Source organism: Mesorhizobium sp. WSM3862, from assembly GCF_002294985.1.
Classification (GTDB): domain Bacteria; phylum Pseudomonadota; class Alphaproteobacteria; order Rhizobiales; family Rhizobiaceae; genus Mesorhizobium.
This window is the reverse complement of the sequence record NZ_NSGE01000009.1, coordinates 1-22,395: the sequence shown is the minus strand read 5'-3', so window position 1 is coordinate 22,395 and position 22,395 is coordinate 1. Positions and strand designations below refer to the sequence as shown.

Annotated in this window: 16 protein-coding genes and 5 pseudogenes; 13 read left to right on the top strand and 8 right to left on the bottom strand. The window is 59.5% G+C overall.

All coding sequences use genetic code 11. From position 1 onward, the window contains the following. Nucleotides 1-324: 324 nt before the first annotated feature. Nucleotides 325-5,166, bottom strand: coding sequence for a winged helix-turn-helix domain-containing protein (locus tag CK224_RS24080; RefSeq protein ID WP_141245866.1), 4,842 nt, complete (start codon nucleotides 5,164-5,166; stop codon nucleotides 325-327). A gap of 140 nt (nucleotides 5,167-5,306) precedes the next feature. Here CK224_RS24080 and CK224_RS24075 point away from each other — a divergent pair, with 140 nt between their 5' ends. The 3 genes from CK224_RS24075 to CK224_RS24065 all read left to right on the top strand — a co-directional run bounded on the left by CK224_RS24075 (nucleotide 5,307) and on the right by CK224_RS24065 (nucleotide 7,944). Continuing rightward, on the top strand, nucleotides 5,307-6,167 hold the full coding sequence (locus CK224_RS24075; RefSeq protein WP_176478009.1) for a DUF1194 domain-containing protein: 861 nt from the start codon (nucleotides 5,307-5,309) through the stop codon (nucleotides 6,165-6,167). 305 nt (nucleotides 6,168-6,472) lie between these two features. Further along, nucleotides 6,473-7,765: a tyrosine-type recombinase/integrase gene (locus CK224_RS24070; RefSeq protein ID WP_095783485.1), complete on the top strand. Its 1,293-nt coding sequence runs from the start codon at nucleotides 6,473-6,475 to the stop codon at nucleotides 7,763-7,765. Further along, nucleotides 7,762-7,944, top strand: a complete 183-nt coding sequence (locus tag CK224_RS24065; RefSeq protein ID WP_095783484.1) for a hypothetical protein — start codon at nucleotides 7,762-7,764, stop codon at nucleotides 7,942-7,944. The genes CK224_RS24070 and CK224_RS24065 overlap by 4 nt, the downstream gene beginning before the upstream one ends. Before the next feature lie 154 nt (nucleotides 7,945-8,098). Here CK224_RS24065 and CK224_RS24060 read toward each other — a convergent pair whose 3' ends face one another. The 3 genes and pseudogenes from CK224_RS24060 to CK224_RS32035 all read right to left on the bottom strand — a co-directional run bounded on the left by CK224_RS24060 (nucleotide 8,099) and on the right by CK224_RS32035 (nucleotide 10,013). Further along, nucleotides 8,099-8,311, bottom strand: coding sequence for an AlpA family transcriptional regulator (locus CK224_RS24060; RefSeq protein ID WP_082953618.1), 213 nt, complete (start codon nucleotides 8,309-8,311; stop codon nucleotides 8,099-8,101). Nucleotides 8,312-8,440: 129 nt separating this feature from the next. Further along, nucleotides 8,441-9,705: pseudogene (locus CK224_RS24055) on the bottom strand (Ti-type conjugative transfer relaxase TraA); the annotation flags it as partial. Nucleotides 9,706-9,764: 59 nt separating this feature from the next. Next, nucleotides 9,765-10,013, bottom strand: a complete 249-nt coding sequence (locus CK224_RS32035; protein ID WP_067003870.1) for a DUF6074 family protein — start codon at nucleotides 10,011-10,013, stop codon at nucleotides 9,765-9,767. Nucleotides 10,014-10,136: 123 nt separating this feature from the next. On the opposite strand from CK224_RS32035, the pseudogene CK224_RS32030 reads away from it, so the two are divergent. After that, nucleotides 10,137-10,475: pseudogene (locus CK224_RS32030) on the top strand (winged helix-turn-helix domain-containing protein); the annotation flags it as partial. Nucleotides 10,476-10,519: 44 nt separating this feature from the next. Here the strand turns inward: CK224_RS32030 and CK224_RS31495 are convergent. Next, nucleotides 10,520-10,726 (bottom strand): hypothetical protein, encoded by a 207-nt coding sequence (locus CK224_RS31495; RefSeq protein ID WP_176478008.1) that lies wholly within the window; start codon nucleotides 10,724-10,726, stop codon nucleotides 10,520-10,522. A 51-nt stretch (nucleotides 10,727-10,777) separates the two neighbouring features. Here CK224_RS31495 and CK224_RS24040 point away from each other — a divergent pair, with 51 nt between their 5' ends. From CK224_RS24040 to CK224_RS24020, 5 genes and pseudogenes are all read left to right on the top strand, one after another. Further along, entirely contained in the window at nucleotides 10,778-11,452 is a 675-nt protein-coding gene (locus tag CK224_RS24040; protein ID WP_245330157.1) for a transposase, read from the top strand. A 749-nt stretch (nucleotides 11,453-12,201) separates the two neighbouring features. Beyond that, complete coding sequence (locus tag CK224_RS24035) at nucleotides 12,202-12,414, top strand: cold-shock protein (protein WP_067318763.1); 213 nt, start codon at nucleotides 12,202-12,204, stop codon at nucleotides 12,412-12,414. Nucleotides 12,415-12,661: 247 nt separating this feature from the next. After that, the gene (locus tag CK224_RS24030; RefSeq protein WP_141245864.1) at nucleotides 12,662-13,495 is read left to right on the top strand and encodes a prephenate dehydratase domain-containing protein; all 834 of its coding nucleotides are present in this window, start codon (nucleotides 12,662-12,664) and stop codon (nucleotides 13,493-13,495) included. Nucleotides 13,496-13,580: 85 nt separating this feature from the next. Next, nucleotides 13,581-13,719: pseudogene (locus CK224_RS24025) on the top strand (IS256 family transposase); the annotation flags it as partial. A gap of 213 nt (nucleotides 13,720-13,932) precedes the next feature. After that, nucleotides 13,933-14,985, top strand: a complete 1,053-nt coding sequence (locus CK224_RS24020; protein WP_095783593.1) for a cytochrome-c peroxidase — start codon at nucleotides 13,933-13,935, stop codon at nucleotides 14,983-14,985. Nucleotides 14,986-15,018: 33 nt separating this feature from the next. On the opposite strand, the gene CK224_RS30910 is transcribed toward CK224_RS24020, so the two are convergent. Together CK224_RS30910 and CK224_RS32020 are read right to left on the bottom strand one after the other, a co-directional pair. Next, on the bottom strand, nucleotides 15,019-15,177 hold the full coding sequence (locus CK224_RS30910; RefSeq protein ID WP_141245863.1) for a hypothetical protein: 159 nt from the start codon (nucleotides 15,175-15,177) through the stop codon (nucleotides 15,019-15,021). Between the two features lie 921 nt (nucleotides 15,178-16,098). Further along, nucleotides 16,099-16,413, bottom strand: a pseudogene (locus tag CK224_RS32020) (IS21 family transposase); the annotation flags it as partial. On the opposite strand from CK224_RS32020, the pseudogene CK224_RS24010 reads away from it, so the two are divergent. Next, nucleotides 16,407-16,829 (top strand): annotated as a pseudogene (locus CK224_RS24010) (IS21 family transposase); the annotation flags it as partial. The pseudogenes CK224_RS32020 and CK224_RS24010 overlap by 7 nt on opposite strands. A gap of 320 nt (nucleotides 16,830-17,149) precedes the next feature. Here CK224_RS24010 and CK224_RS31490 read toward each other — a convergent pair. Beyond that, a complete protein-coding gene (locus CK224_RS31490) occupies nucleotides 17,150-18,151 on the bottom strand; it encodes a type III secretion protein (protein ID WP_176478007.1) in 1,002 nt (333 codons plus the stop codon). 1,334 nt (nucleotides 18,152-19,485) lie between these two features. On the opposite strand from CK224_RS31490, the gene CK224_RS23995 reads away from it, so the two are divergent. The 3 genes from CK224_RS23995 to CK224_RS31680 all read left to right on the top strand — a co-directional run. Next, nucleotides 19,486-20,175, top strand: a complete 690-nt coding sequence (locus CK224_RS23995) for a hypothetical protein (protein ID WP_245426171.1) — start codon at nucleotides 19,486-19,488, stop codon at nucleotides 20,173-20,175. 229 nt (nucleotides 20,176-20,404) lie between these two features. Further along, nucleotides 20,405-22,150 (top strand): type IV secretion system ATPase VirD4, encoded by a 1,746-nt coding sequence (virD4, locus tag CK224_RS23990; RefSeq protein ID WP_095783480.1) that lies wholly within the window; start codon nucleotides 20,405-20,407, stop codon nucleotides 22,148-22,150. Nucleotides 22,151-22,162: 12 nt separating this feature from the next. Next, the coding region (locus CK224_RS31680; protein WP_141245861.1) for a hypothetical protein at nucleotides 22,163-22,395 on the top strand (233 nt) is incomplete at its 3' end.

The following is a 22,395-nucleotide window of genomic DNA, read 5'->3' as shown; positions in this document are numbered from 1 at the left end:
CTTGCCGCCATCCCGACCATTAGAGTGCTGGCGGAGAGAGCGTCTTTCGAGTTCGCATCTAAATAATTGAAAAATTTGGCTTTCGCGCCGGCTCGTTGCGCTGTTTGCTTCACGGTTGCCTTGGATGGCGAGCGGCAAGCCTACCTGTCTGAGGTACAGACACGTCTCCATCCCAGTTTCTTATAAATTCGATCAGAATGCCCAACCCAGAATCGGAACGGCTGCTACGCACCCCACACAGCGGACGAAGAAGATCGAAAACATGCTGCGGTATCGGCCTGGCATCGCAGATTGATCACAAGGGCTCTGACCCCGTTGTCGACCTCAGCCCGGACAAGTGCCAATTGCAGGGTCTTCAGGAAGGAAGAAGCTTCGCCGCTCGCAAGCGGTGAGTTCGCGAGGGACGGTGCGCCGGGCGAACTCAATGAGGTCCCGGGACGTTTGGAAGACGCGAAGGATGCGGACATCTTTTTCGCCGGAAACAATTGCAACGCGGGTGCCGTCGGAACTGAAAGCTGCGCGTGTAAAGCCCAGTAGAATGGTTGCTTCGTCGTGGCTGCCAAGGACGGCAATCTGGCGTCCCGATTGCGTCGCCCAGAGCCGGACCGTGCGATCCTTCGAGGACGCGGTCACGACATACAAACCGTTGGGACTGAACTGAACGCTGTCCACCGCGCCGCTGTGGCCCCTTAGAACGGCCCTTTCCAGTCCGCCAGCGACGCTCCAGATCCGGATGGTTCCATCGCGCGAGCCGGTCAACAGCAACTGACCGTCGGGGCTGAAGGCGACGACCGTTACCGCGCCGGTGTGTCCCACTAGCGTTCTGACGTTTGCTCCGTCCGTGGTCGACCAAATGCGAGCCGTGTGGTCGAGTGAGCCCGTGGCGACGAGTTGACCGTCCGGGCTGAAGGCCGCTGCCGTGATGCGATCCTGATGCCCCACAAGAACCCTGAGCTCGGCTCCGCCCGTCGTCAGAAGGTGGCCCGCATTGTCTTCCCTGGCCGAGAGGATCAGATTTCCGTCAGGGCTAAGAATGGCCTGCGGTAGGTTGCTGCTCGTGTTGATGCCGGCTAGCTCGGTGCCGGTCCCCGCGTCCCACAGCTGCGCGGTGCCGTTCATCGATGCGCAGAGAAGCGATTTGCCATCGCGATCAAACTGGATCTGGATCAGGCCGCGATGTGATCGGAACTGGGCGGTCTCGTGTCCCGTGGCCACATCCCAAACACGGACCTGCCCCCCAAGAGATGCCGTCGCGACACGCCTTCCATCTAGGCTGAACGTCGCGCTTTGAACAATCTCATGTGTATCGAGCCGGATTGTCTCGCGCCCGCTCACGATATCCCACAGGTGCGCCGCGCTGTCGCCGCCGCCGGTCAGAAGGTGGACATTGTCGGGACTGAAGACCGCGAAAGTCGGCCGATATTCATGTGAGAGCGAAGTCGTCAGCGCGCCGTCGACATCCCACAGCCGAGCGGTGCCATCGTGTGAAGCAGTGAGAAGAATGTTGCTGTCGACCGGGCTGAATTCCATATGCTCGACCAAGGATTCATGACCGGCGATCGTCGTCACCAACGAGGCGCGTTCAGCGTCCCAGATGCGGATCGGCCCATTGACCGAGGCGGTCGCCAGGAAGCGGTCGTCCGGGGTGAAAGCACCGTTCATCTCCACATCGCGTTCATCCGTGTCGATGTCTGCCTTCAGTCCCGACACCTCCTGGCCGAGCACATCATCCAGCGTTCCCAACGCTCCATCCCAAATCCGGGCAGTGCCATCGAGCGACACCGTGGCGATTCGCTGACCCCCGTGACTGAAAATCACGCCGTTCAATTGCGTGTCGCTCTTGCTGCCGGCCAGCTTTGCGATCTCCGTTCCTTTCGACAAATCGAAAAGGCTGGAAGTGTCGCGGTGTGAATGCCAACCCCAGGGGCCGGCCAGCATCCGGCTTCCGTCCGGGCTGAACGCCAGGCTGTAGGGCCAGGAGGTCACTCGGATTGACCGCGTCAGCGCGCCGTCTGCGCTATTCCAGATCGAAACAAAATGCTTGCCTGCCGTCGCGAAGCTGCGGCCGTCTGAACTGAAAACAGCACGCGTATATGCGTCGCTTTTTACACCTAGGACTTTCTTTCCAGTCCGAGCATCCCAGAGCGTTGCATCGCTGTTCTCCCCTGCCGTCAGCATCCGGGTTCCATCCGGGCTGAAGATTGCCGTTGGATAGCTGCCTACCGGCCGCAGGATGAAGAGCTGTTCTCCCGAGACGGCGTCCCAGAGCCGTGCAGTGCCGTCCCTCGCCGCCGTCAGGATACGGCTCCCGTCCGGGCCGAATTCAGCCCTCTCCAAGGCCTCTTCATGACCCTTTAGAACTGCAGTTTCGGCACCGCTGGAGATGTCCCAGACGGCTGCAGTCTTGTCGTAGGATGCGGTGACGATGCGATCGCCGCTCGGATTGAATGCCGCATCCGTCACGCCGGCGCCATGCCGGAAGATTTTGATCTGGTGGTGCGCCAGGAGAGCCTTGTAGAGGGCTGCCTCCGCCTCGAACAGATATGGCCGCTCGGATTGGTCTTTTGAGGGCAGTGCTTCAAGCGCCAACAGGATCGCAGCCTCGGTGCTGCCTGCCCCGGTGGACTGCTCCGAAAGGAAGGAGAGCGAAAGGAACTGATTTCGCATCGCCTGGTCGCGTTGCGACCTCGCTTCCTCCTGCGCCCTGAAGGCGACCAGCGCGCCTGCGCCCGCGATGAGAGCGAGCATTATCGCCACAATCGCTGCGTTGCGGGTACGTCGGGAAAGCCGGTTTGCTGCGGCCGCCGCCAGGCTCCGGCGCTCGGCCTCGCGCTCCAGGCGCTCGTGTTTTGCCTCTTCGGCGGCCTCGATCAGCGCTAGCGCTGCGTGCCGGTCCTCCTCCTCTTTCTGCCGATGGGCACGCAAGGACTCCTCGATGTACTCAAGGACATAATCGTCGATCTCCTCCCGTCTCGACAACATTAGTTCCTCGCCCTCCGCCAGACGTTTGCCGGACGGAAGGAGAAGCTCTCGATTCCTGCTTTCCAGGTGCCATCGGTGGGCATCAGCCCTGAGGCGTTCGCGCGTCTCGAGAAAATTCCGGTTTGCATTCACAATGTCACTTGCGCGCGGCCAGCGCCTCAACAGTGCTTCATGTGCAACGCGCACGAAGACACGCCCTGCGGCGTCCTCGTCGCTGACGAGGAGCCGTGCGTCGATCAGGGCCCTGACCAGCGTCGATCGCGCGGGAGTGCCTGCAACTTCGGTGAGCAGGGCCGGACGTGCCGTCACGGTGTCATCGCTCAGACTTGCAGTTGTGAGGGCGCCCAGTACCGTCGGTAAGGCCTCCTGGATCTCAGGCGCCAGTAAATCCACAACTTCATCGGCGCGCCGCGCGATTGCGCCTTCGAGCCCGCCGAGCGCGCGATAATCCGCAAAGGTGAGAACGCGGGGCTCGCGGCCGGCCTGGTACAACGCGTCGAGCACAAACTCCAGAAGCGGCAATGATCCGGGATCGGCAGCTGCTGCCTCCTGCAGCACGTCATCGAGTCGCCCCAACTCGGCATTCTCCTCAAAGCGGAGTCCGGCAACGCCCGCCGGCTCACGGATGATCTGACCGATCTCCGGGCCAGTCGGCGGCAGGAGTTCGTAGCTGGAGAGGCCATCCTTGAGCGCCGAGAACCCCGGGACCTCGCCGCAGCGGTGAAAAAAATCCGAACGGATCGCCGCGATCACCCAGGCCAGTCCGCTCGCGGCGAGCAGCGTCATGAGCCGCACGAGAGCCTCGCGCGTCGCCGGCTGCTTCTCCGTCGTGAACAGCTCCTCCAACTGATCGATGGCGACAACCAATCTGATCTGCGAGCGGGCCGACCCAGCGGCTTTGCCAAGTGCCTGTCGAACCATCGCCAGCGCCCGATCCGGCGCGCTCCTGCAAAGCCGAGCAAGCTCCGCGGCTGTTACTTCGCAGGCCAGTTCCGGCACAGCAGCTTCGCTAAGCAGCGCCGCAGCCAGCACAGCAAATGCATCCGGTCCTTCGGAGAGGCGGATCAGGCAGCGGCGCCACAACGATATGCCCGCCACGGTTCCGGGCCGGATCAATGACGGCAGCAGGCCAGCGCGCAGGAGGGAAGACTTGCCGCAACCGCTCATGCCGTAGATTAGCAGGAACGCAGTGCCGCTTGCTGCCTGCTGCTCCAGTCTTGAGGTGCAGGCAGCAATCGCCCGCGCTCTGCCGAAGAAGAGATCGGCATCTTCGAATTCGAAGGCATCGAGACCGCGAAATGGCGACCTGACCGGTTCCTCTGAAGCAAGAGGTACGCGGTAGATGCGCAGGGCACGTGCGACGTCCTTCAGCTTCTGCTCGCCAAGCTCGATGAATTCCAGCGGGAGCCGGTCTCGAGCCTGGGCATGAACCGCTTCCGTGATGCAAATCCCGCCCGGTCGTGACAATGATTGAAGATGGGCTGCGACCTCGACCGCCTCGCCCCCGAGGTGGTCGCCCTCGTCGACGACATAACCGAGGTGAAGCCCGATGCGGAAGCGCAGGCGCTTTGTCTTGGGAACTTGGCAATTCCGTCTGTCGACCTCATGCTGGATGTCGCTCGCACACCGCAAGGCCTCGACAGGGCCTGCGAATTCGGCGACCACGCTCTCTTCGGCGCTCGAGAACACGCGACCGGCATGTTGCACCAGCAGCCGATCGACGATCTTCCTGTACGGCCCGATAGGTACAGCAGCGCCCCGCTCAGCCTCACCTAGCGGCCGACCGTCAGCAGCCAGTTCGGCTGCCAGGATAGTGGCCATTCTTGGCCCGGCGCTTGAAGGACGGACCAGCCTGTAACCGCGCCGAGGCACCGTCTCCACAACAGCCTGCCGACCGTCATTGAGCGCCGCACGGATCTCGTGAATGCATTGCACAAGGCTGTCGTCGGTGACCGCGATCCCGTTCCAGACCGCCCTCATCAGCTCGTCCTTGGTGACGACGCGATCAGCGTTCTCCAGAAGATGACGAAGCACCGCGAAGGTTTGGTGACGAAGTGCGATTGTGCTGTTGGATTTGTCGCGCAAGGTCTCGCTGCTCACGTCGACGGTAACGCCGTTGAGCACGAACATCGTGGGCGGCGAGCTACTCAAGCCGTTTCCCTCAAGCACGAAGCCGCAGTCCAATGTTTCGATCCTAGCACGGTTTCGCTTGCCATCATCATTCACATCGGGCGGGGAGCGCCGATTTCGGCAAATGATCGGAAGCCGTTCGTGACCCCGAGATGCCTCGGACCGACAATCGCAGCGTCAGCGAGAGGCTCACCATGGACGACGAAGTGCAGATTTCTCGAAGTGTGGGCGCAAGGCCGGTGCTCCGGCTCACAGGCGTGTGCCTGATGAGCCTGTTCTTGGCAATGGCGCCCCAGGCTCACTCAACCGACCGTTTCCAGGACGGCCTGGTCGACGTCGATCTGCAATTGATCCTTGCAGTGGACGTTTCGCCGTCGATGAGCAAAGTTGAGCAAAGAGTGCAGCGCGACGGCTACGTCGATGCTTTCCGCCACGCGGATATCGCGGGGGCAGTCAAGTCGGGAGAGCGTGGAAGAATTGCAGTGCTCTATCTGGAGTGGGCAGGGCCAAATCAGCAAACCGTCATCGTGCCGTGGACAATCGTCCAAAGTCGCGAAGACGCTCTCACTTTGGCAGACAGGCTCGCGGCTTTGTCGTTGACTGAAGGCCGCGGAACGTCGATTTCCGGCGCATTGTCTGCCGCGAATGATCTGTTCGCGAATAGTGGCTTGCGCAGCCCGCGCAGGGTCGTTGATATATCCGGCGACGGACCCAATAATGCGGGAGCACTCCTTGACCCCATCCGGCAGGTTCTTCTCGCGGGAGGCGTGACGATCAACGGGCTGCCTATCGCACTGCCCCGGATTGGCGGGGCCGACGGGTTCGCGAGGTATGGCCGTTCCAACCTGCAATCCTATTTCGAGCGCTGCGTCATTGGCGGACCAGACGCGTTTGCGATCGGTGTCACAGAGCCCGCCATGTTCGCCACCGCAGTCCGTCGAAAGCTGGTGCGTGAAATCGCCATGAACACGGATCTGGTGATCTACGCCACCTATACGGCGCGTTCAGACAGCACGACCGATTGCAACCTGATCGGTCAGCTGCCAGGGCGATAACGATCGGCGATAGCATGAGGGCTTGTGGGCGGGCCGCACGAAACGTCTTTCCGGCCACCTGCCTAACAGCCAATTGCGGACGGCTTTGAGGTGCCTTCCCTCTTCGCTAACAGCTTGAAAACATCATAGTATTAGGAAAATTGCTGGCGGAGAGAGCGACAGCCATATTGCTGTCTCATGTCGTCTCAATCAATGAAAATTATAGGCAATATCAGTGCTTTAATCTAAAATGGCTGTCTCGCGCCGTTGCAATCCGCATCATCCAATGTCATTGTTTTTGGCGGGTAAGATGATGGGATGGAGAAATGCCGAGGATCGCGAAGGAACTTTCAGCACTGGCCGTCAAGAACTTGAAACACCCCGGATCGATCAAACCGGGCAACGCTCTGTTTGCCGTTGGCGGTGTTGCCGGGCTCATGCTCCAAATCACGCCGGGCGGCGGGCGATCATGGCTATTGCGCACAACAAACATCAATGGCCGGCGGTGCGAAATGGGTCTTGGCGGACACGACGTTTCGTTGGGCGAAGCTCGCGAGCGGGCGAGGGCAATCAAGGGTGAAATCCGCAATGGCGTCGATCCGCTACAACAGAAGCGCGACCGCCGCAAAGCCGCGATTGAGGCCGCAAAGCGCCACCTCACATTCCGCGATGCCGTTGACAAATTCCTTGCCGACACTCTGGCGGAATTCAGAAGCGAAAAGCATCGGAAGCAATGGCAATCCACGCTGGACACGTATGCAATGCCCGTCATCGGCAATCTTGCCGTTTCCGAAGTCACCAAACATCACATGGTTGAAATCCTTAAGCCGATCTGGACGACCAAGACGGAGACGGCCACGCGTTTGCGGCAACGTTGCGAACGCGTGCTTGATTGGGCAAAGGCACACGGACACCGCGAGGGCGACAATCCGGCAGAGTGGAAGGGCAATCTCAACGCCATGCTGTCCAAGCCAAGCAAGGTTGCGACAATCGATAATCAGCCCGCCGTTCAGCTGAAAGACGCGCCTACCTGGTTCGCAGCATTGCGCAAACGCGAAGGCACCGGTGCACGGGCGTTGGAATTCGCGACATTGACCGCTGCACGATCTGGCGAAGTGCGCGGCATGGAATGGCCGGAAATCGATTGGAACGCCAAATTGTGGACAGTGCCGGCGTCGCGAATGAAAATGAAGCGCCCACACGTTGTGGCGCTATCCGATGCGGCAATGACAATCCTAACTGCGATGAAAGAGGCCGCGACTGCCGACATAGAATATGTGTTTCCGGCGATCCGTGGCGGCATGCTGTCCGACATGACGTTGAGCGCCACCATGAGGCGGATGCATGAAAGCGAGATCGAGGCGGGCCGCACGGGCTGGCTCGACAAGAACTCGAAGCGTCCAGCCGTGCCCCATGGGCTGCGGTCAACGTTTTCTGATTGGGCAGGGGAGTTGTCCGACTATCCCCGAGACATGCGGGAATTTGCGCTCGCCCACGCCATCAGCAGCGATGTTGAGGCCGCATATCGCCGCGAAACCATGATTGAGAAGCGCCGCGCCATGATGAGCGATTGGGCTGCATTTTTGCAGGGCGGGAAAACACCAAGCTCTATGACGTGAGCTTCGGCAACGCCGTCCGCAAAGCCGTATTCGGCGACGCAGCCGAATTGGTTGATTTGCTGCATTCGGATCGGCAACTAGGCCAAGGCGAACGTGCGCTGTTAGGCGATCTAGTTGAAGAACTCGCATTACGTCCCACGGTCAAGAACGTGATCCTACGTACTTTCGAAACGCCGTGACAAGCGCACACCGGCACCACCGCCAAAGTTGCCTCGCTTGAGCAACCCATTTTGATGGGCGCGAGGCCGACTGTCGTTTCCGGTTTGCCGTCTTCGCTCGCTCAGGCGGCGACCGCGCGTCTCGATCAACCAGCTTCCCGCGGCAGGACCCTCATCAGAACTTGTCGCCTTGGTCTTGCGGACGCCACGAAACGGGATTGGTGATCCAGCGACTGATGTCGGATTCATGCCAGCCTGAACCGTGGACACTGATTTGGATCTGGCGCGGGAAGGTGCCTTCGGCGATCTTGCGATAGATTGTAGATCGGGACAGACCGGTCCGGGAAAGGACGGTTTTCAGGCGAATGATACGGTCTGGTTCGGGCATGGTCGTGCTGCCTCCTGCCGGCTGTTTCTGGCTGCTCTTGATCCAGAAAGGACGGACAGTTATGGGCGCGCAAGAGGGTTTTGCGCGTCGTCGTAGCCCGACGTAGAGACGGCGGTTAATCGGACGGGTCTACTGTCCGATGCTCCGGCGTCTTCCGATGTCGATGCCGTGATTGAAGGCGAGTTCCAGGCCGAGACGACGACCTGATTCGAAGGCGATGCCGAGGTGCCCCTTACGGTTGGCGAGGATGGATTCAAGCTGCGGATCGCGTTCGACGTTTTTGGCCATGTCGCCCCTCGCCGATCGCGTGGCCTTGTAACCGGGCATGTCGCCGCCCGATACTGATGCTGGCTGGTCCGATCGAGTTCGTGCCAGCGTTCCACGAAGCGGTCGGCACGGCGGCTCGGACCGGTGCGGATTTCGGTTTCAAGCTGGAGAGCACGGATGACGCGGTTGATCCGTCCGGCAGCGGCCTCGCCGACACGCTCCGAGTCTTGACGTAAGCCGCCTCAGCATCGCGCCAGCCATGGGGCCGCACCTCGTCGAAGACTTTCGGGCGTCGGCCAGTTCGCGCGACAGCATCGGGGCTGGCCTCTTTGCCGGCACCGTCGTCGTTGAATATCGCGTCCACGGCGCGGGCATGACGCACGAGCGCATCGGTTCGGGCTCTCCGCAACGCCGCTTGCCCGTCCTCGGCGGTCTCTCTCGCTGCCGCGGCGGATTCGAGGCGCACTTCCTCTCTTTCCGGCCTGCGCGTGGCGTCAAAGTTGGGAGCGCCATCTGCCGGAGGGCGCCGGCCATCGAACATATTGCGTAGCCGTTCAGCCACGACCTTGCGCACGATGTCGGCAACACGCTCGCGGAACGTGATTCCCCGCCGCTAGGCATGGCGCTGCGCCGAACCGGCGCGCTCATAATCTGACGCATGTCCTTGGCCCGGTCGCGCGACCGGTGCGGGTGAGCCGGTCCCGATCGGTGAAATCGTCGCGGTCATAGTGCAGGTCCGTGCCGTCACGGTGCCGCGACAGGGCGACGTAGCTGCCATGGGCGTCCATGCCCGGCGTCGCCAGCACATGGGTGCGGTCCACGGTCATGCCCTGCGCCTTGTGGATGGTCGCGGCATAGCCGTGATCGATGCGGTCATAATCCTTTAGGTCGAACGAGACGCTACGCTCGTGATCGGTGCGCACGGTCATGAATTGCGCGCTGACCTGCTCGATCGTCCCGAGCATGCCGTTTTTGACGTCAAGGCCGCGCTCGTTGCGTAGGAACATAACGCGGTCCCCGCTGGCGAAGTTGCGCTCGCCGCGCTCGACCGTCAGACGCACGTCGTCACCCAGATCGCCGGCTTCACGTAACCGACCGCGAGCCGCCTCGTCGAGGGCGCGAACCTCGGAAATGGAGGTGGGCGCGGCCACCGGCGCTGCCTGCAATCCTTGCGCGTGAGCCGATGCTATTGTTCGACTTTCGCAGACCGGGTGGCTATATCGGCTAAGATAGCACGGAGAAGCGTTCCAATTTCCTGTTCAGCGAGCCCCGGTGCAATTCCTAATTGGGACAGTTGGACGAGAATTGTCTTCACGGTGCTGCGCCAGAAGGCATTGGCGTCCTCCCCGTTCTTGGATTCCAGAACCCGGGCGATACCTTCGACCAATTTCCGCCGACGATGCAGCGGAAACGCGCTTATGCTTGAGTCACCCATTGATCAGCTCACGCCTCCAGTTTCGGGATTAAGCATTGGAGGGTTAAAAAATTTCGTTAACGGCGCCTTTTTTCGGACAGAGGCCAACAGTGGAATAAGGGGCACGTAATTCCCAATCCGGCGTTGATCCATCAGTCCCGTGCCGCGTCGGCAGGTCGCTCGCAAGACCTGGGCCCTCGCCAGATCTACGAAGCTTTTCGCGACCAGATCCTGGCCGGGGTCTATGAACGGGGCAGTCAACTGCCGTCCTCCGGCGCTGGCGAATGAGCTCGGCGTTTCGGGAACCACGGTTACCGTCGCGTACGACCAGTTGGGCCGCGGAAGGTTTCATCGAGGTCATTCAAGGCGCAAGGACTCGCGTTTGCGTCGTCGCTCGTCCATAGCAGGGCCAGCAGCGCGGTGCCAAAACGGATCGGCCCATTGCTCTTCTGCGGCTACGGCGACCGAGCTTCGGGACCGAGATCATCGGTGCTCTGGAGCAGCTTCTTTGAGTTGCGTGCAAGCCGTCAAGTACTATCGGACACACGGGGAAATAGCTTTTGCATGCTGCCATGTTTTGGGATATCGACCTCCTCGTCGATGCCCGAGATGGCATAGCCTACCTGCTCCCAGGCTTTATAGAAAACGGTCTTCAGGGTGTGAGTAGCCAGCAGGCTTGCTCGTGCCGTCGGATGCATATAGCTCGGGCGACAGCGGAAGGGCCAGACGTTCATTCGTGTCTGCCGCGACTTCCGCGCCAATTCGTATCCAACAAGGAAGAAACTATGAGGCGGCAGACCCGACCGTTCACGGTGGAGATCAGACAGAAGCGCAGTTCTCAAAAACGGGGTCATTCCATCTGGGGCGATGTCGATCTCTCCGCAGCAATGGCCGAGACAACAAGGGAACTCAAGGAGATGGAGTTGCCAAATGGTCGCCTTATTGACTCTAGTGCCGTAGCACTTGATGCTGAACACATGCACAAACCGCGAGCGGAGCATCTTATGGCAAATCTCTTGGACGCTGAAACTGCAACGGAACCGGCAGCCAAAGTGGAAACGCCTGAAAAGAAGAAAGCACCACGGTCGCGGAAGGCGAAGGGTGAGCCTAGGCAGCCTGCCCGGAAGAATGCCGCCAATACGGCGCCTCAGGCGACGGAAGCACCAGCAGCGGCCGTGCGGACCGGACGGAAGATTTACTCTGAAAAGGAGCGTGCCCAGATGCTCGCCCAGATCGAGAAGTCTATCGGTGGCGGCGCCACTCACAAGGGTGCCGTAAAGCAGGCCGGCATCTCGGAACAGACCTACTATAAATGGAAGAAGGCTGCGCCGCCTGCGTCGGATGGTGACAATCTGAAGGACCTCGTCGCGCTTGAGGAAGAAAACAAGCGACTGAAGAGCCTGCTCGCGGCACGCTTGCGCAAGGAGAACGCGGAACTGACTAGGAAACTGGGGCTGTAATAAACGCTGAATCGCGGACCGGAGCGGATACGTATTCGTCGTCGACGCCGTCCGAGCGCTCATTATCTGCTCCAATGCCGAGGGCGCCACTCTTTTGTAGAACGCGGTATAAAGGTGAAGGCGTTGTGCGGACCGCCGGTCTCGGCCACCGCGCGGTTTTAACTCGCCGGCGGGGTGATTGGCCGTCGCTTTGAACATCAGAGGTCGAAATAAAGCGCATGCCGGATTTCCCGGCGGCCGGTCGGCGCTGCCTATCTTGTACCACGCCATATGGATGACGATGGGCGCAGTGATGGGGGAGATGACGACCGCCTCATTGTAGAGCAGGAAATTCGTTGCCTTGATGTCGTCGGGTCGGCCGCCAGAACCAGAGCGGTCACAAACGCGCCGCAGGTCGCAAAAAGTGTCCCGCGAGCGACCGAAGATTTATCGATTGCCTTCGGTTGTGGTGGCCGGGCGGTGTGCAAGGTTCGAGCGAAGTGAGTCGTCCCTCATTTTGAAGGTGACGCGCCCTCGTACCCTCACTGGGAGAAAGTGAATCAGTGGACAGCGCCGGGCCGGGATGAGCCCTCAGCAGGCTTCCAGGCTCGATGCTTCCGGCGACAGGCGATCATGGTGGGCCTTGCGAGTCGCTTTGCGATAAGAGCGGGCTTTTGCGATTTTCGCTTTTGCTGCTCCTGAAATCTCGGCTATGAAGCGGACTGGCTTATGGCCTGCCCACATCGACATGGTTACAAAGGAATACGATTATGGCGACCGGAACGGTAAAGTGGTTCAACAGCACCAAGGGATTTGGATTTATCCAGCCCGACAATGGTGGTCAGGATGTTTTCGTCCACATTTCGGCTGTCGAACGAGCGGGCCTTTCGACCCTTAATGAGGGCCAGAAGATCAACTACGAGATCGAACAGGACCGCCGTACCGGCAAGTCCTCCGCTGGCAGTCTCAGCAAAGCTAGCTGAACTTTTCTGCGTCTGCCCGGCAAGATTCGGGCAGACGTGCCACCGACCGCCGCATAGAGCGGACAAGAACATGGATCCCATCGCCGACCGGGGCAGATTTGTGGGAAGCTGCTAATTCCTACTGAAACAAGATGTTTGCGAGTGAAGAGGAGCAGGTCCCCGCTCTCATGTTCTGCAGTGAACCTCTCCATTGTGATTGTTCCTGGAATGTGGGTCTGACGCTCTCTCGATCCAGTGTGGCCGGGGGATGAACGAGCAATTCAAGCGGCCTCCAGTGATTGACACCTCCGGGATCAAGAGGGCCGGGTACATTGGCCCCGAGGGTACTTGGACACATCAAGCCACGTTGGACATCTTTGGTGACCAAGTTGAACTCGTTCCGTTCAGCGATGGATTGTTCGAAACATATGAAAAGGGCTGCGTCGACGTTGCATGCGCCCCAGTTGCGACCTCTCTGGTCGGAACCACTCCTTACCTCGATCAAATCCTGAGCTTGAGGTCTCCCAGGATCATCGCCGAGTATCCGAAGATCCTGAGCTACAGCCTGATTGCAAGCGAGGATGCAAGTTTCTCGACGATCACTAAGGTAATGGGCCATCCCGTAGCCTTGCAGGAGGTGGCCGCGTGGCTCGACGAGAACATGCCGAACGTTGAGCGAGAGAGCCGCACGGGAGCGACATCTTTCGTGGCTGAGCAAAAGTCTCCTTCGATAGCGGCATTTGGTCCTGCACTTGGAGCCAAGCTGTACAATCTGCAGTTCTTGCGAACAGGAATCGAAGAAGGGCTACATAACGTAACCCGGTGGTGGGTGCTTGGGCGCAAGACTCCTGCGCCGACTGGATTCGACCGGACGACACTTCATCTCCGCGTTTCAGAGCAAAACCTCAATTATATACTGAAGATGTTCTCGAAGGAAGATTTATTCGTTCTCAACATCTATGAGCGTCCGACATGCGAGCGGCTGGACACCCATCAGTATGTCATCGATGTCGCTGGACATGTTTCGACGAACCCGGCGCTGGCTGCGTTGGCCGCGATCGATGGCATTAGAATTCTGGGATCGTACCCGCGTCTTTACTAGCTATGGCTAGACCTCACCGAGACGAAGAACGGTGGCCCGCCCTTTCGTGCGCATCTTTCCCAATCCGCAGGCTGTATGCGGCTGGTTCCCCAATCCGCAGAGCTGTATGCGGCTGGTTCGGGCGCTGGTGGTTGAGATCCATGAGACTTGGCTCGAGGCGACCCGCTACCTCAACATGGAGCATCTCTCGCGAGCACAAGAAGGAGAGCCTGATGGCATTGGCCGCTGAGCGCGGCCCGGTGCGCCCGCCGCTCCGCTACATGGGGGCTGCTCGGCGGACGCATCCCGTCGCCGCCAGCCATTTTGCAGAACTTGACGCACAAGTCGATCGCAACTTGTCGTCCAAGCACGATTCCCCTCGATCCGCTGATCTAGCGCAGGGCGTTCGCTGGCCGCATGTGGACAATGGTTCCGTGCACATCCTAAGGAATCCATTTATGAAATTTCTATTCACTGCGATGGCTGTTGCGCTGGTGGCAGCCACAGCTTTTGCTGCGCAGTCCATTCCGCCAGACCTCAGAGAAACGGCACTGGCCATCTTCAAGCCCTTGCCATCCATACCGGAGGTCACCAACAACCCGAGGACGCCGGAGAAGATTGCCCTCGGCAAGGCGCTGTTTTTCGATCCACGCCTCTCGTCCTCAGGCGTTTTCTCTTGCAACTCATGCCACAACCTGGCCACCGGAGGTGACGACAATCGTGAAACTTCCATTGGCCATGGTTGGCAGAAGGGGCAGCGCAACGCGCCGACGGTGTTTAACTCTGTTTTCAACAAATCGCAGTTTTGGGACGGTCGCGCCGAAGACCTGAAAGCTCAGGCCAAAGGGCCGATACAGGGCGGTGCCGAGATGGCCAACACATCGCACCAAGTGGTCGAGACACTCAAATCGATGCCGCAATATATGGAGTGGTTCCAGTCAGCTTTCCCGGGGGAGGCCGAACCCATCACCTTCGATAATCTAACCAATGCACTCGCAGACTACGAGGCGACACTGGTCACGCCGGCGCCCTTCGACGCCTTCCTCAATGGCGATGACACCGCCATCGGTCCCGAAGGAAAACAGGGCCTGGCCCTTTTTATAGAAAAGGGCTGCTCGTCCTGCCATTCCGGCGTCAATCTTGGAGGGGAAGGCTACTATCCGTTCGGAGTCGTTGAGAAGCCTAGCGCCAACGTTCTGCCGGAGAACGACAAGGGACGATTTGCCATCACCAATGTACCAGAGGATTCCTATGTTTTCCGCGTGGCACCGCTGCGCAACGTAGCAATCACGGCGCCGTACTTTCATTCGGGCAAGGTTTGGGACCTGAGACAGGCCGTCGCCACCATGGGGACCACGCAGCTTGGCGAAGAATTAACGCAATACGAAGTCGACCGGATCGTTGCCTTCCTTAATTCACTGACCGGAAAGCTACCGAAGATAGCTTATCCCCTCTTACCCACTGAAACGGCGGCAACACCTCGACCTCAATCGCAGATCTTGGGAAAATAGCGATCGCGTCGGGCGCGTGAGCATTGGTTTCCGTCATCGACTGGGCCAATGCCACCAGCGCGACGTCATCGGATCAGGCCGCGATGCGTCGGTGAAGATGGGAGTGCGCAGGTGGCGGGGGCAATAACTTGTGCACCCAGCCGCGTTGGGTGAAGGCGACCGGGACAGCTGCTCGCCGAAATGCTGCACCATGTCGTTTTCGTTCGAACTCGCCGTTGCACCAGCACGTCCGGCCCGATCTCCTCCTGCCAGAGGATCTCCGCCTCAGTCTCCCTCTTTAAGAAGGCATTGTAATCGACATAGCTCGCTGGTCTTTCGCATGGGCGGCTGGTTCAATGAGCGTGTACTGCAGCCCACCATTGACCCAATTCTTTAGATCTCGTCGTCGCGGCCGCCGCCCAGAAACGCAGCATTGCTGTCGGAACCTCGGTCGACTCGACAGAGAGCGATGGCGCCACGGCGTTTTGCGTCAAGAGTTAGGTGTGGCGATGATCCAGTCCCTCAGGGGGATCTGGTCGAGTCCGCGCCGGTCGAGCCGCGCGGCTGGTCACTGTGCGTGAATCGCTTGCATGTGCTGCGGAATCACTATTTTTAAGTGTTTCCCTATCCTTCATCCCGACCGCTGTGATCGGTCGTACTCTTCCAACAGCCAACATCGCGGGTCACGGCCGAACCGCAACCGAGCTGCGCCGCGCCGTCGGAAACGTCTGGTCACGTTTGGCAGGTGCGCGTTGGAAACGGTGTTCCGTGACACACTATCGCCACCGTTTAGCCGCGGTCGCCCCAATCATCCACGACATAGCCGGCGTTGCCCTGAGACGGTTCGGTCCGGCACCGGCTCAAACCCAACCCCCTGCGCAAGGATCAGTGCCGGATCGAACCACCCTGCAGCTCTTGCTTGGAGGAATCAGGTGCGATTCCCGAACTGCAAATGGCGGACTTCAGAAGCAAGCTCATCCGCTTCATTGATCGATACTGGTTCCCAAATAAGGCCGGTATCACCGACCGCAGCGAGCGTCGGATCGCGCGAGCGCCACTGGCGAACCGGGCCAGACCCTCTCGAACAGGTGTGGCCGCGCGATTTTGCTTTGATGGAGGCGCGGATCCTTGTTGCACGACCGCTGCATGTTCCCAACCGCTACAGGCGAGACGGAAATGGAAGAGGCGATGGCCGAAGCACTCGCCGCCCATGGTGATGCGCAGATCGTCGCAGATGGTAAAGTCCGACAGTCCCTGTCGGCCGATCGCGTGACGCTGCGCGAAGATGATCTCCTTCTCGCCCCCGCTCAGCGCCCTCCACCGGACAATCCGGCGCTCAAGGGTGCGCCTCACGCCGTCGGGAACGGCATCCTCCCCGAACTCGTCCTGCACGGTCTCGAAGATGGTAACGGACAGGATGCCATCGATCTTGAGCAACTCCTCTATTCGGCGGAGAGAACTTCACCGCCTTGTCGGAACATTGCAGGATGCGCTGTGGAGGCTGGGTGGTGTGCCGGCGGAACACCGCAGTGACTCGCTCTCGGCCGCCTGCAAGAACCTCGATGCCGACGCCCAGTGCGATTTCACCCGAAGCTACCAGGCTCTGTGTCGCCATTACGGAATGTGCGCCACCCGCAACAGCCGCGGCGAAGCCAATGAGAACGGATCGATCGAAGCCCCTCATGGCCACCTGAAGCGGCCCCTCGACCAGGCTCTGCGCCGCCGGCCGCGATTTCGCCAGCATCGAGGACTATCGCCGCTTCGTCGAGAAGGAGGTTGCCAAGCAGAACCGGCGCTGGGCTAAGCTTTTGGAGGAAGAGCGCCGCCTGCTCCAGCCGCTGCCGCCGCGGCAAACGACCGATTTCACCCTGGTCCGGACGTCACGCGCAACAGTACGATCAGAAACGCCTGGGGCTTGCGCTTCAGGTTCGCGACGAAGTGCCGGAAATCGATACTGTGCCCCGACCGGGTTGTCTGACGCGGATCCGGTTGGTGGTCATCACCTGGTCCGGCCCGAGGAAGAGGTCGATGCGGTCATCATACAGATGGGCGTGGAGGCGCCGCCCGATGGCGCGCGACGCTGCGCTACATGGTCTACCGAGACGCTTGCGCGGGACGCCCGAATGGCCGGCTGCATAGCCCCTCACGTGGCCACATCTAAACAACGTGACGACGCCGCCAAAGCTTATCGACCTCGACTCGAGCGTTCTCTGCTTCTCGTGGAAGACGCTAAATCAGCTCGTGCGTTAGCGGCGCCCCGCGGTTCAGCAACCGGCCGATTCGATCCTCTTGCCGTTGAGTATTCCAACGGCACGACGGGAGGCCGGGGCAGCGAGTCCAGTTGGTTGGCAGACACCAGAACTGATTGCACTGCGTTTTGATTAGGATCCATTCCGAAGGCTTCGCGAATCATCCGTGATGCGATTTCCGTTTTTTTGTCTTCAGGAAAACGGGACAATGCCGTGCGTACACTTTTGGCGAACTCGGGTGAGATCACTTGTGGTTCTGCATATTTGTCGTAGGATGTGGGTGCGTCGTGCTTCCTGCGCAAATCGTTGCGAACGTCGTCATCACTGTCCGGATGCAGGAGCGGAATCAACCCCTCAACACGGTTTTTCAGGAATTCAGCCTCGCTTTTGTCCATCGACCAAGGACCTTGCCAGGCTGGCTCTCGGCCCCATGCGCTGTCCTTCAACCGAACAGCGGGACCGTTGGCCCAGGCATCCATGACCACGGTTGAGCTCGTATCGCGGCTTTCGCGCCACAGTTCGTTCCAGGTGTGAGCCGCATTGACTGGGATCTCATCACCTTCGTCGGTTATTTGTTTCATTGGAACGGTAGCAGCATAGGTCGTACTGAACTCGTTGGCCGCCATGTGTGGGGCGTGGACGATGGCGGAAAGGGGAGCGGTCTGATCGCAGACCGCCGCTCCCATGAGTACGGCCCGTGCAACCTTGTTGGTGGCGTCTATTCCCCGCAGTGCTACCGACGATCCGATGCCGTTGTGGCCGTGCGAGGGAATGTCGTCCGCCTTAACGTTTCCCCGGCCATGCTTGAGCAGCAGGCGGACGTCGTGAACCGTTTGCCCGGCCGTCGCGAGTCTTCTCGGGCTCGTGACCTCGTCACCGACGACAAACGCTCCCATATGGTAGGCGGCCTGCTGGATCTGATGTTGCTCCAGAGGCACATCTCCGCCCCATCGCAAACTGTCGGGAAGCGTACCCAGCGAGACCCTCAGCGCTGATATGCTGCTCTCAAAGTTCGATGCCGTGGATTCTCGCGTGTCATGTGCGGAATGTCGAGCCGATCCGGAGGATTTGGAGCCGCAAATTCCCAATCTTTTCACCTTTCTGATCACCTAGGGTAAGGTACGTAGCGCGACGATTATGGGGACCGGTGGGCGTCGATTATGATGGCCGGTTGGAGGCCGCGCCGCGCGGTGTGATTCGACTATCAGGAGGCTGTGGATTTGGCAACGGCTCAGCGACAACTACGGGAGTTGTAATTGCCGCTGAACCGTGCGTTGGCGGTGTTCGACGTGGGTCGAGTGGCGACGGCTAATTGTCGCGAGCGACAATTGCACCAACGCCGCTACGATGCGCACTTGTTCGGGTGTGCCTGCATGTGTCGCCGACGTCCGCGCGCGGTGCCGTGAGATCGTAGAGGAAGTAGCATCCGGGTAGGTCGGGAGGCCTGTCACGATGACGACCGTGTGGTTCAGTACCGGAACCGGCGCCCACAGCAAAGGGACATGATTTCCCTTGACGCGCGTCGGGGTAGCGCGATCTGCCTTCGGCAGAGAGCTCGGCGCATCGAGTGGCGAGGTAAGCGCCGAAATCGCGATCGACCAAGGCGGCAAGAAACAGGACGAGTTTGCCTGGAAGGGCGGCGACCTGTGGTGCCATGGCAATGCTATTAGCGCGGCGCTGTGCAAATTGCCGACCAGGACGCGGCTGATTTCCTCGCCAAGGGAGGAGGATAGCCGCGGGTATCGGCTGGAAAGGCGATGGCCGTCGTCCAAACGCTCGAGCATGCAGGCCTGCTCTCAAAGGAGATGCTGCTGCGGGCGACATCATGCCGGGGTTTTCCAACGAGGGGTAGGAGCAGGCGAAAGAGGCGGCGTCGGCATGCCATTCGTGCCGTCAGGCTGCGAAACATGCATCGCCTTTGAGCCCAACTTCATCATATTCTTTGGGTTAAATGGGCTCTCGGCGTGACCCAGAGCGCTGGGAGAACCTCTGCGAGACTACAAGTGTAACACCAAATTGGTTTAGCAGACCAAGCTTGGATGGTAACCTCATGGGGTAGAGAAACGCCTTTGGAGGCCGAGCAATGGATCGGGATAGCAGACCAAAACGTGCAGCTGGAAGTTCATCCCGCGACGGGAGGAGGGCCGAGGAACGGCGTAACAATCATGGCCTTCCAGGCGGGCCACTGACCAATGTTGCAGAACGGTTAGTAAGCCCTAACCCGCGCGATACAGCACGCGATCTTGGGAGCTTCAAATCCGCCGAGAGGCAAATGCGACGTGCCGTTCAGGACGTGGCACCCGGGCACGAATCTGACCTCAGCAGATTTGATAGGCGCAACAACCAGCTCGGACGATCAGCCAACGATCTGGTCGACAGATTGACGGCCGGATTGGGGTTCAACTCGGATGATTTAGCATTGTTCCAAGTCCAGGCGGCTAGTAATGTAGGCCATTTTCTAGGGCCCCAGAAGCAGACTGCTCTTGTTAATCGCATTGGCAACATGGACCCAATGGAGCAAGCTCTAGGGGTTATGTTTGTGGCGCAAAACTTCAGTAAGTTTAATGACCAAAATAAATCTCGCATTTTTGAGCAGGCCATTGAATTGGCTGCTGACCCCCATCAGCACCACATGGTCAAGGTGACCGCCGAAAATGCCATTGTGGCCGCGTATCACCAATTAGACGCAAATCAACAAGCGCAAGCTAACTTACTTCCCGACCTGCATGGCCTGTTGCAGAACATGCCTCCGCCGCAGCATGCAGCAGAGGAACGGAGAGCGAATTTGGACGGCCACATAGCAGGCATTGCGGCTTCAGTTCGTGATACAGTAGGCCCGCAAACCTCCTATGAACAGCTGCGGCGGGGTGGTCAAGTCGGGCAGTCCATAAGCCACGCCTACAATCACGCCCGAGAGGATCTAATGACTGCCTCCAGAAGCAGAGATCGGTCCGGCCGTTGAGGTCTCGGCCATGGTAAGTGACGCTTTTTCCCCGAATTCCGTTCCCGGCCTTGCCATTTCCAATTCGCTGGCCATTGGCGCACTGCTTTAGGGTAACTTTCAAAAACCACGTCTGCCGGGTGGTGCGATGCAAGCACCGCACCACCCGCTCGGCATCGATCTGTCGAGCGGCGACATCGCGCGACGTCGGTCCAGTGTCTGAAAGCAAGCGCAGCATTAGCTATGAACGATGGCTTCAACAAAAAACACGCCCCCCAACATAGCTCTTAGCATCGCGTGCTCGCTCGCCTTGGGCTTCTGCGCGGCAAGTCTGTATGCAACGTTCCGCCACTGGCGTGGCGGCGAGGCTTTGATGACGTTTGACGTCCGTGCCTTTTGGTTTGAGACGCCCTTCTATCTGGGTTTCGCAACCCCCGTCTTCTATCGGGGCGTAGCTATCGTGCTCTCAACGTCCGCGGTCGTGTTGCTGATTCAGCAGATCGTAACACGGCGCAACCTCGAACATCACGGGACGGCGCGCTGGGCGCGAGTGGATGAGATGCGACGCCCGGGTTATCTGCGACGATACCGTGGCGTGACAGGCCCGGTATTTGGGAAGACGACTGGCCCTCTCTGGCCTGGCTACTACCTAACCAATGGCGAGCAGCCTCACAGCCTTATCGTCGCACCGACCCGTGCTGGTAAGGGCGTCGGCATAGTCATTCCAACGCTACTTACATTCAAAGGCTCGGTGATAGCTCTCGACGTCAAGGGGGAGCTCTTTGAGCTTACCTCGAGGGCGCGCCAGGCCGCCGGCGCCGAGGTGTTCAAATTTGCGCCGCTGGATTCTGAGCGGCGCACGAATTGCTATAATCCGGTATTGGACCTTATTGCGCTGTCTCCACAGCAGCAATTCACCGAGGCCCGCCGCTTGGCGGCAAACCTCATTACAGCGAAGGGGGAGGGCGCGGAAGGTTTCGTCAACGGCGCGCGAGATCTCTTTGTCGCGGGGATCCTTGCCTGCATCGAACGGGGCACGCCAACAATCGGCGCCGTCTATGACCTCTTCGCCCAGCCGGGGGAGAAGTTTAAGCTCTTCGCGCGACTCGCCATGGAGACCCGGAACAAAGAGGCACAACGCATCTTCGACGACATGGCCGGGAACGATACAAAAATCCTAACCTCCTACACGTCCGTCCTTGGCGATGGCGGGCTCAATTTGTGGGCGGATCCCGCTGTAAAGGCGGCGACAAGTCGCTCAGATTTTTCGGTCTATGATCTTCGCCGTCGCAAAACGTGCATCTATCTTTGCGTTAGTCCGAACGATCTTGAGGTGGTCGCGCCTTTGATACGCCTGTTCTTTCAGCAAGTCGTTTCAATTCTACAGCGGTCGATGCCTCGCCGGGATGAAAAATACGAAGTCCTGTTTCTGCTCGATGAATTCAAACACTTGGGTAAGCTGGAGGCGATCGAGACGGCAATTACGACCATCGCCGGCTACAAGGGTCGCTTCATGCTCATCATCCAAAGCCTCTCGGCACTGACGGGGGCCTATGGTGAGGCTGGCAAGCAGAATTTTCTCAGCAATACCGGCCTGCAAGTGTTCATGGCCACTGCCGATGACGAGACTCCGAACTACATTTCCAAGGCCATCGGTGAATACACGTTTGAAGCCAAATCGATTTCCTACAGCCAAGCGCGAACGTTCGACTGGAACATTCAGAATTCACACCAAGGTGCACCGCTGTTGCGTCCGGAACAGGTTCGGCTGCTCGATGACGACTACGAGATCGTTCTCATCAAAGGTCTCCCACCATTGCGATTGAGGAAGGTGCGATATTTTTCGGATCGTATTCTGAAACGCATCTTTGAAAGCCAGGCAGGCGCCCTCCCGGAGCCGGCACCCTTGACGATAGAAGACGAGGGGCTCTCGGCAGAATCTCAACTCGATGAGCCGCTGCCTGAATTGACGCAGGACTTTGACGATACAGTTTGATGTGAGGATAGTATGGACCCGCGAAATAGCAATCCATCCCGTGTAACAGCTTCCTCGCAGGTGCAGGACGCCGGCGTGGAAGAGGGAGGGCAAGCGGTCCAGGCCCGGCAAATGGGCGTTGAGCAGCCCCTTGCCGAGGTGTTCCTGCCGTTCGATGATCGAGCTGAGGAGTCGCCAACCAATCCGGAGGAGGTTCTGCGACTGGAACAGGGATTGAGCGAAGTGCTTCAGCGATGGCACGATGA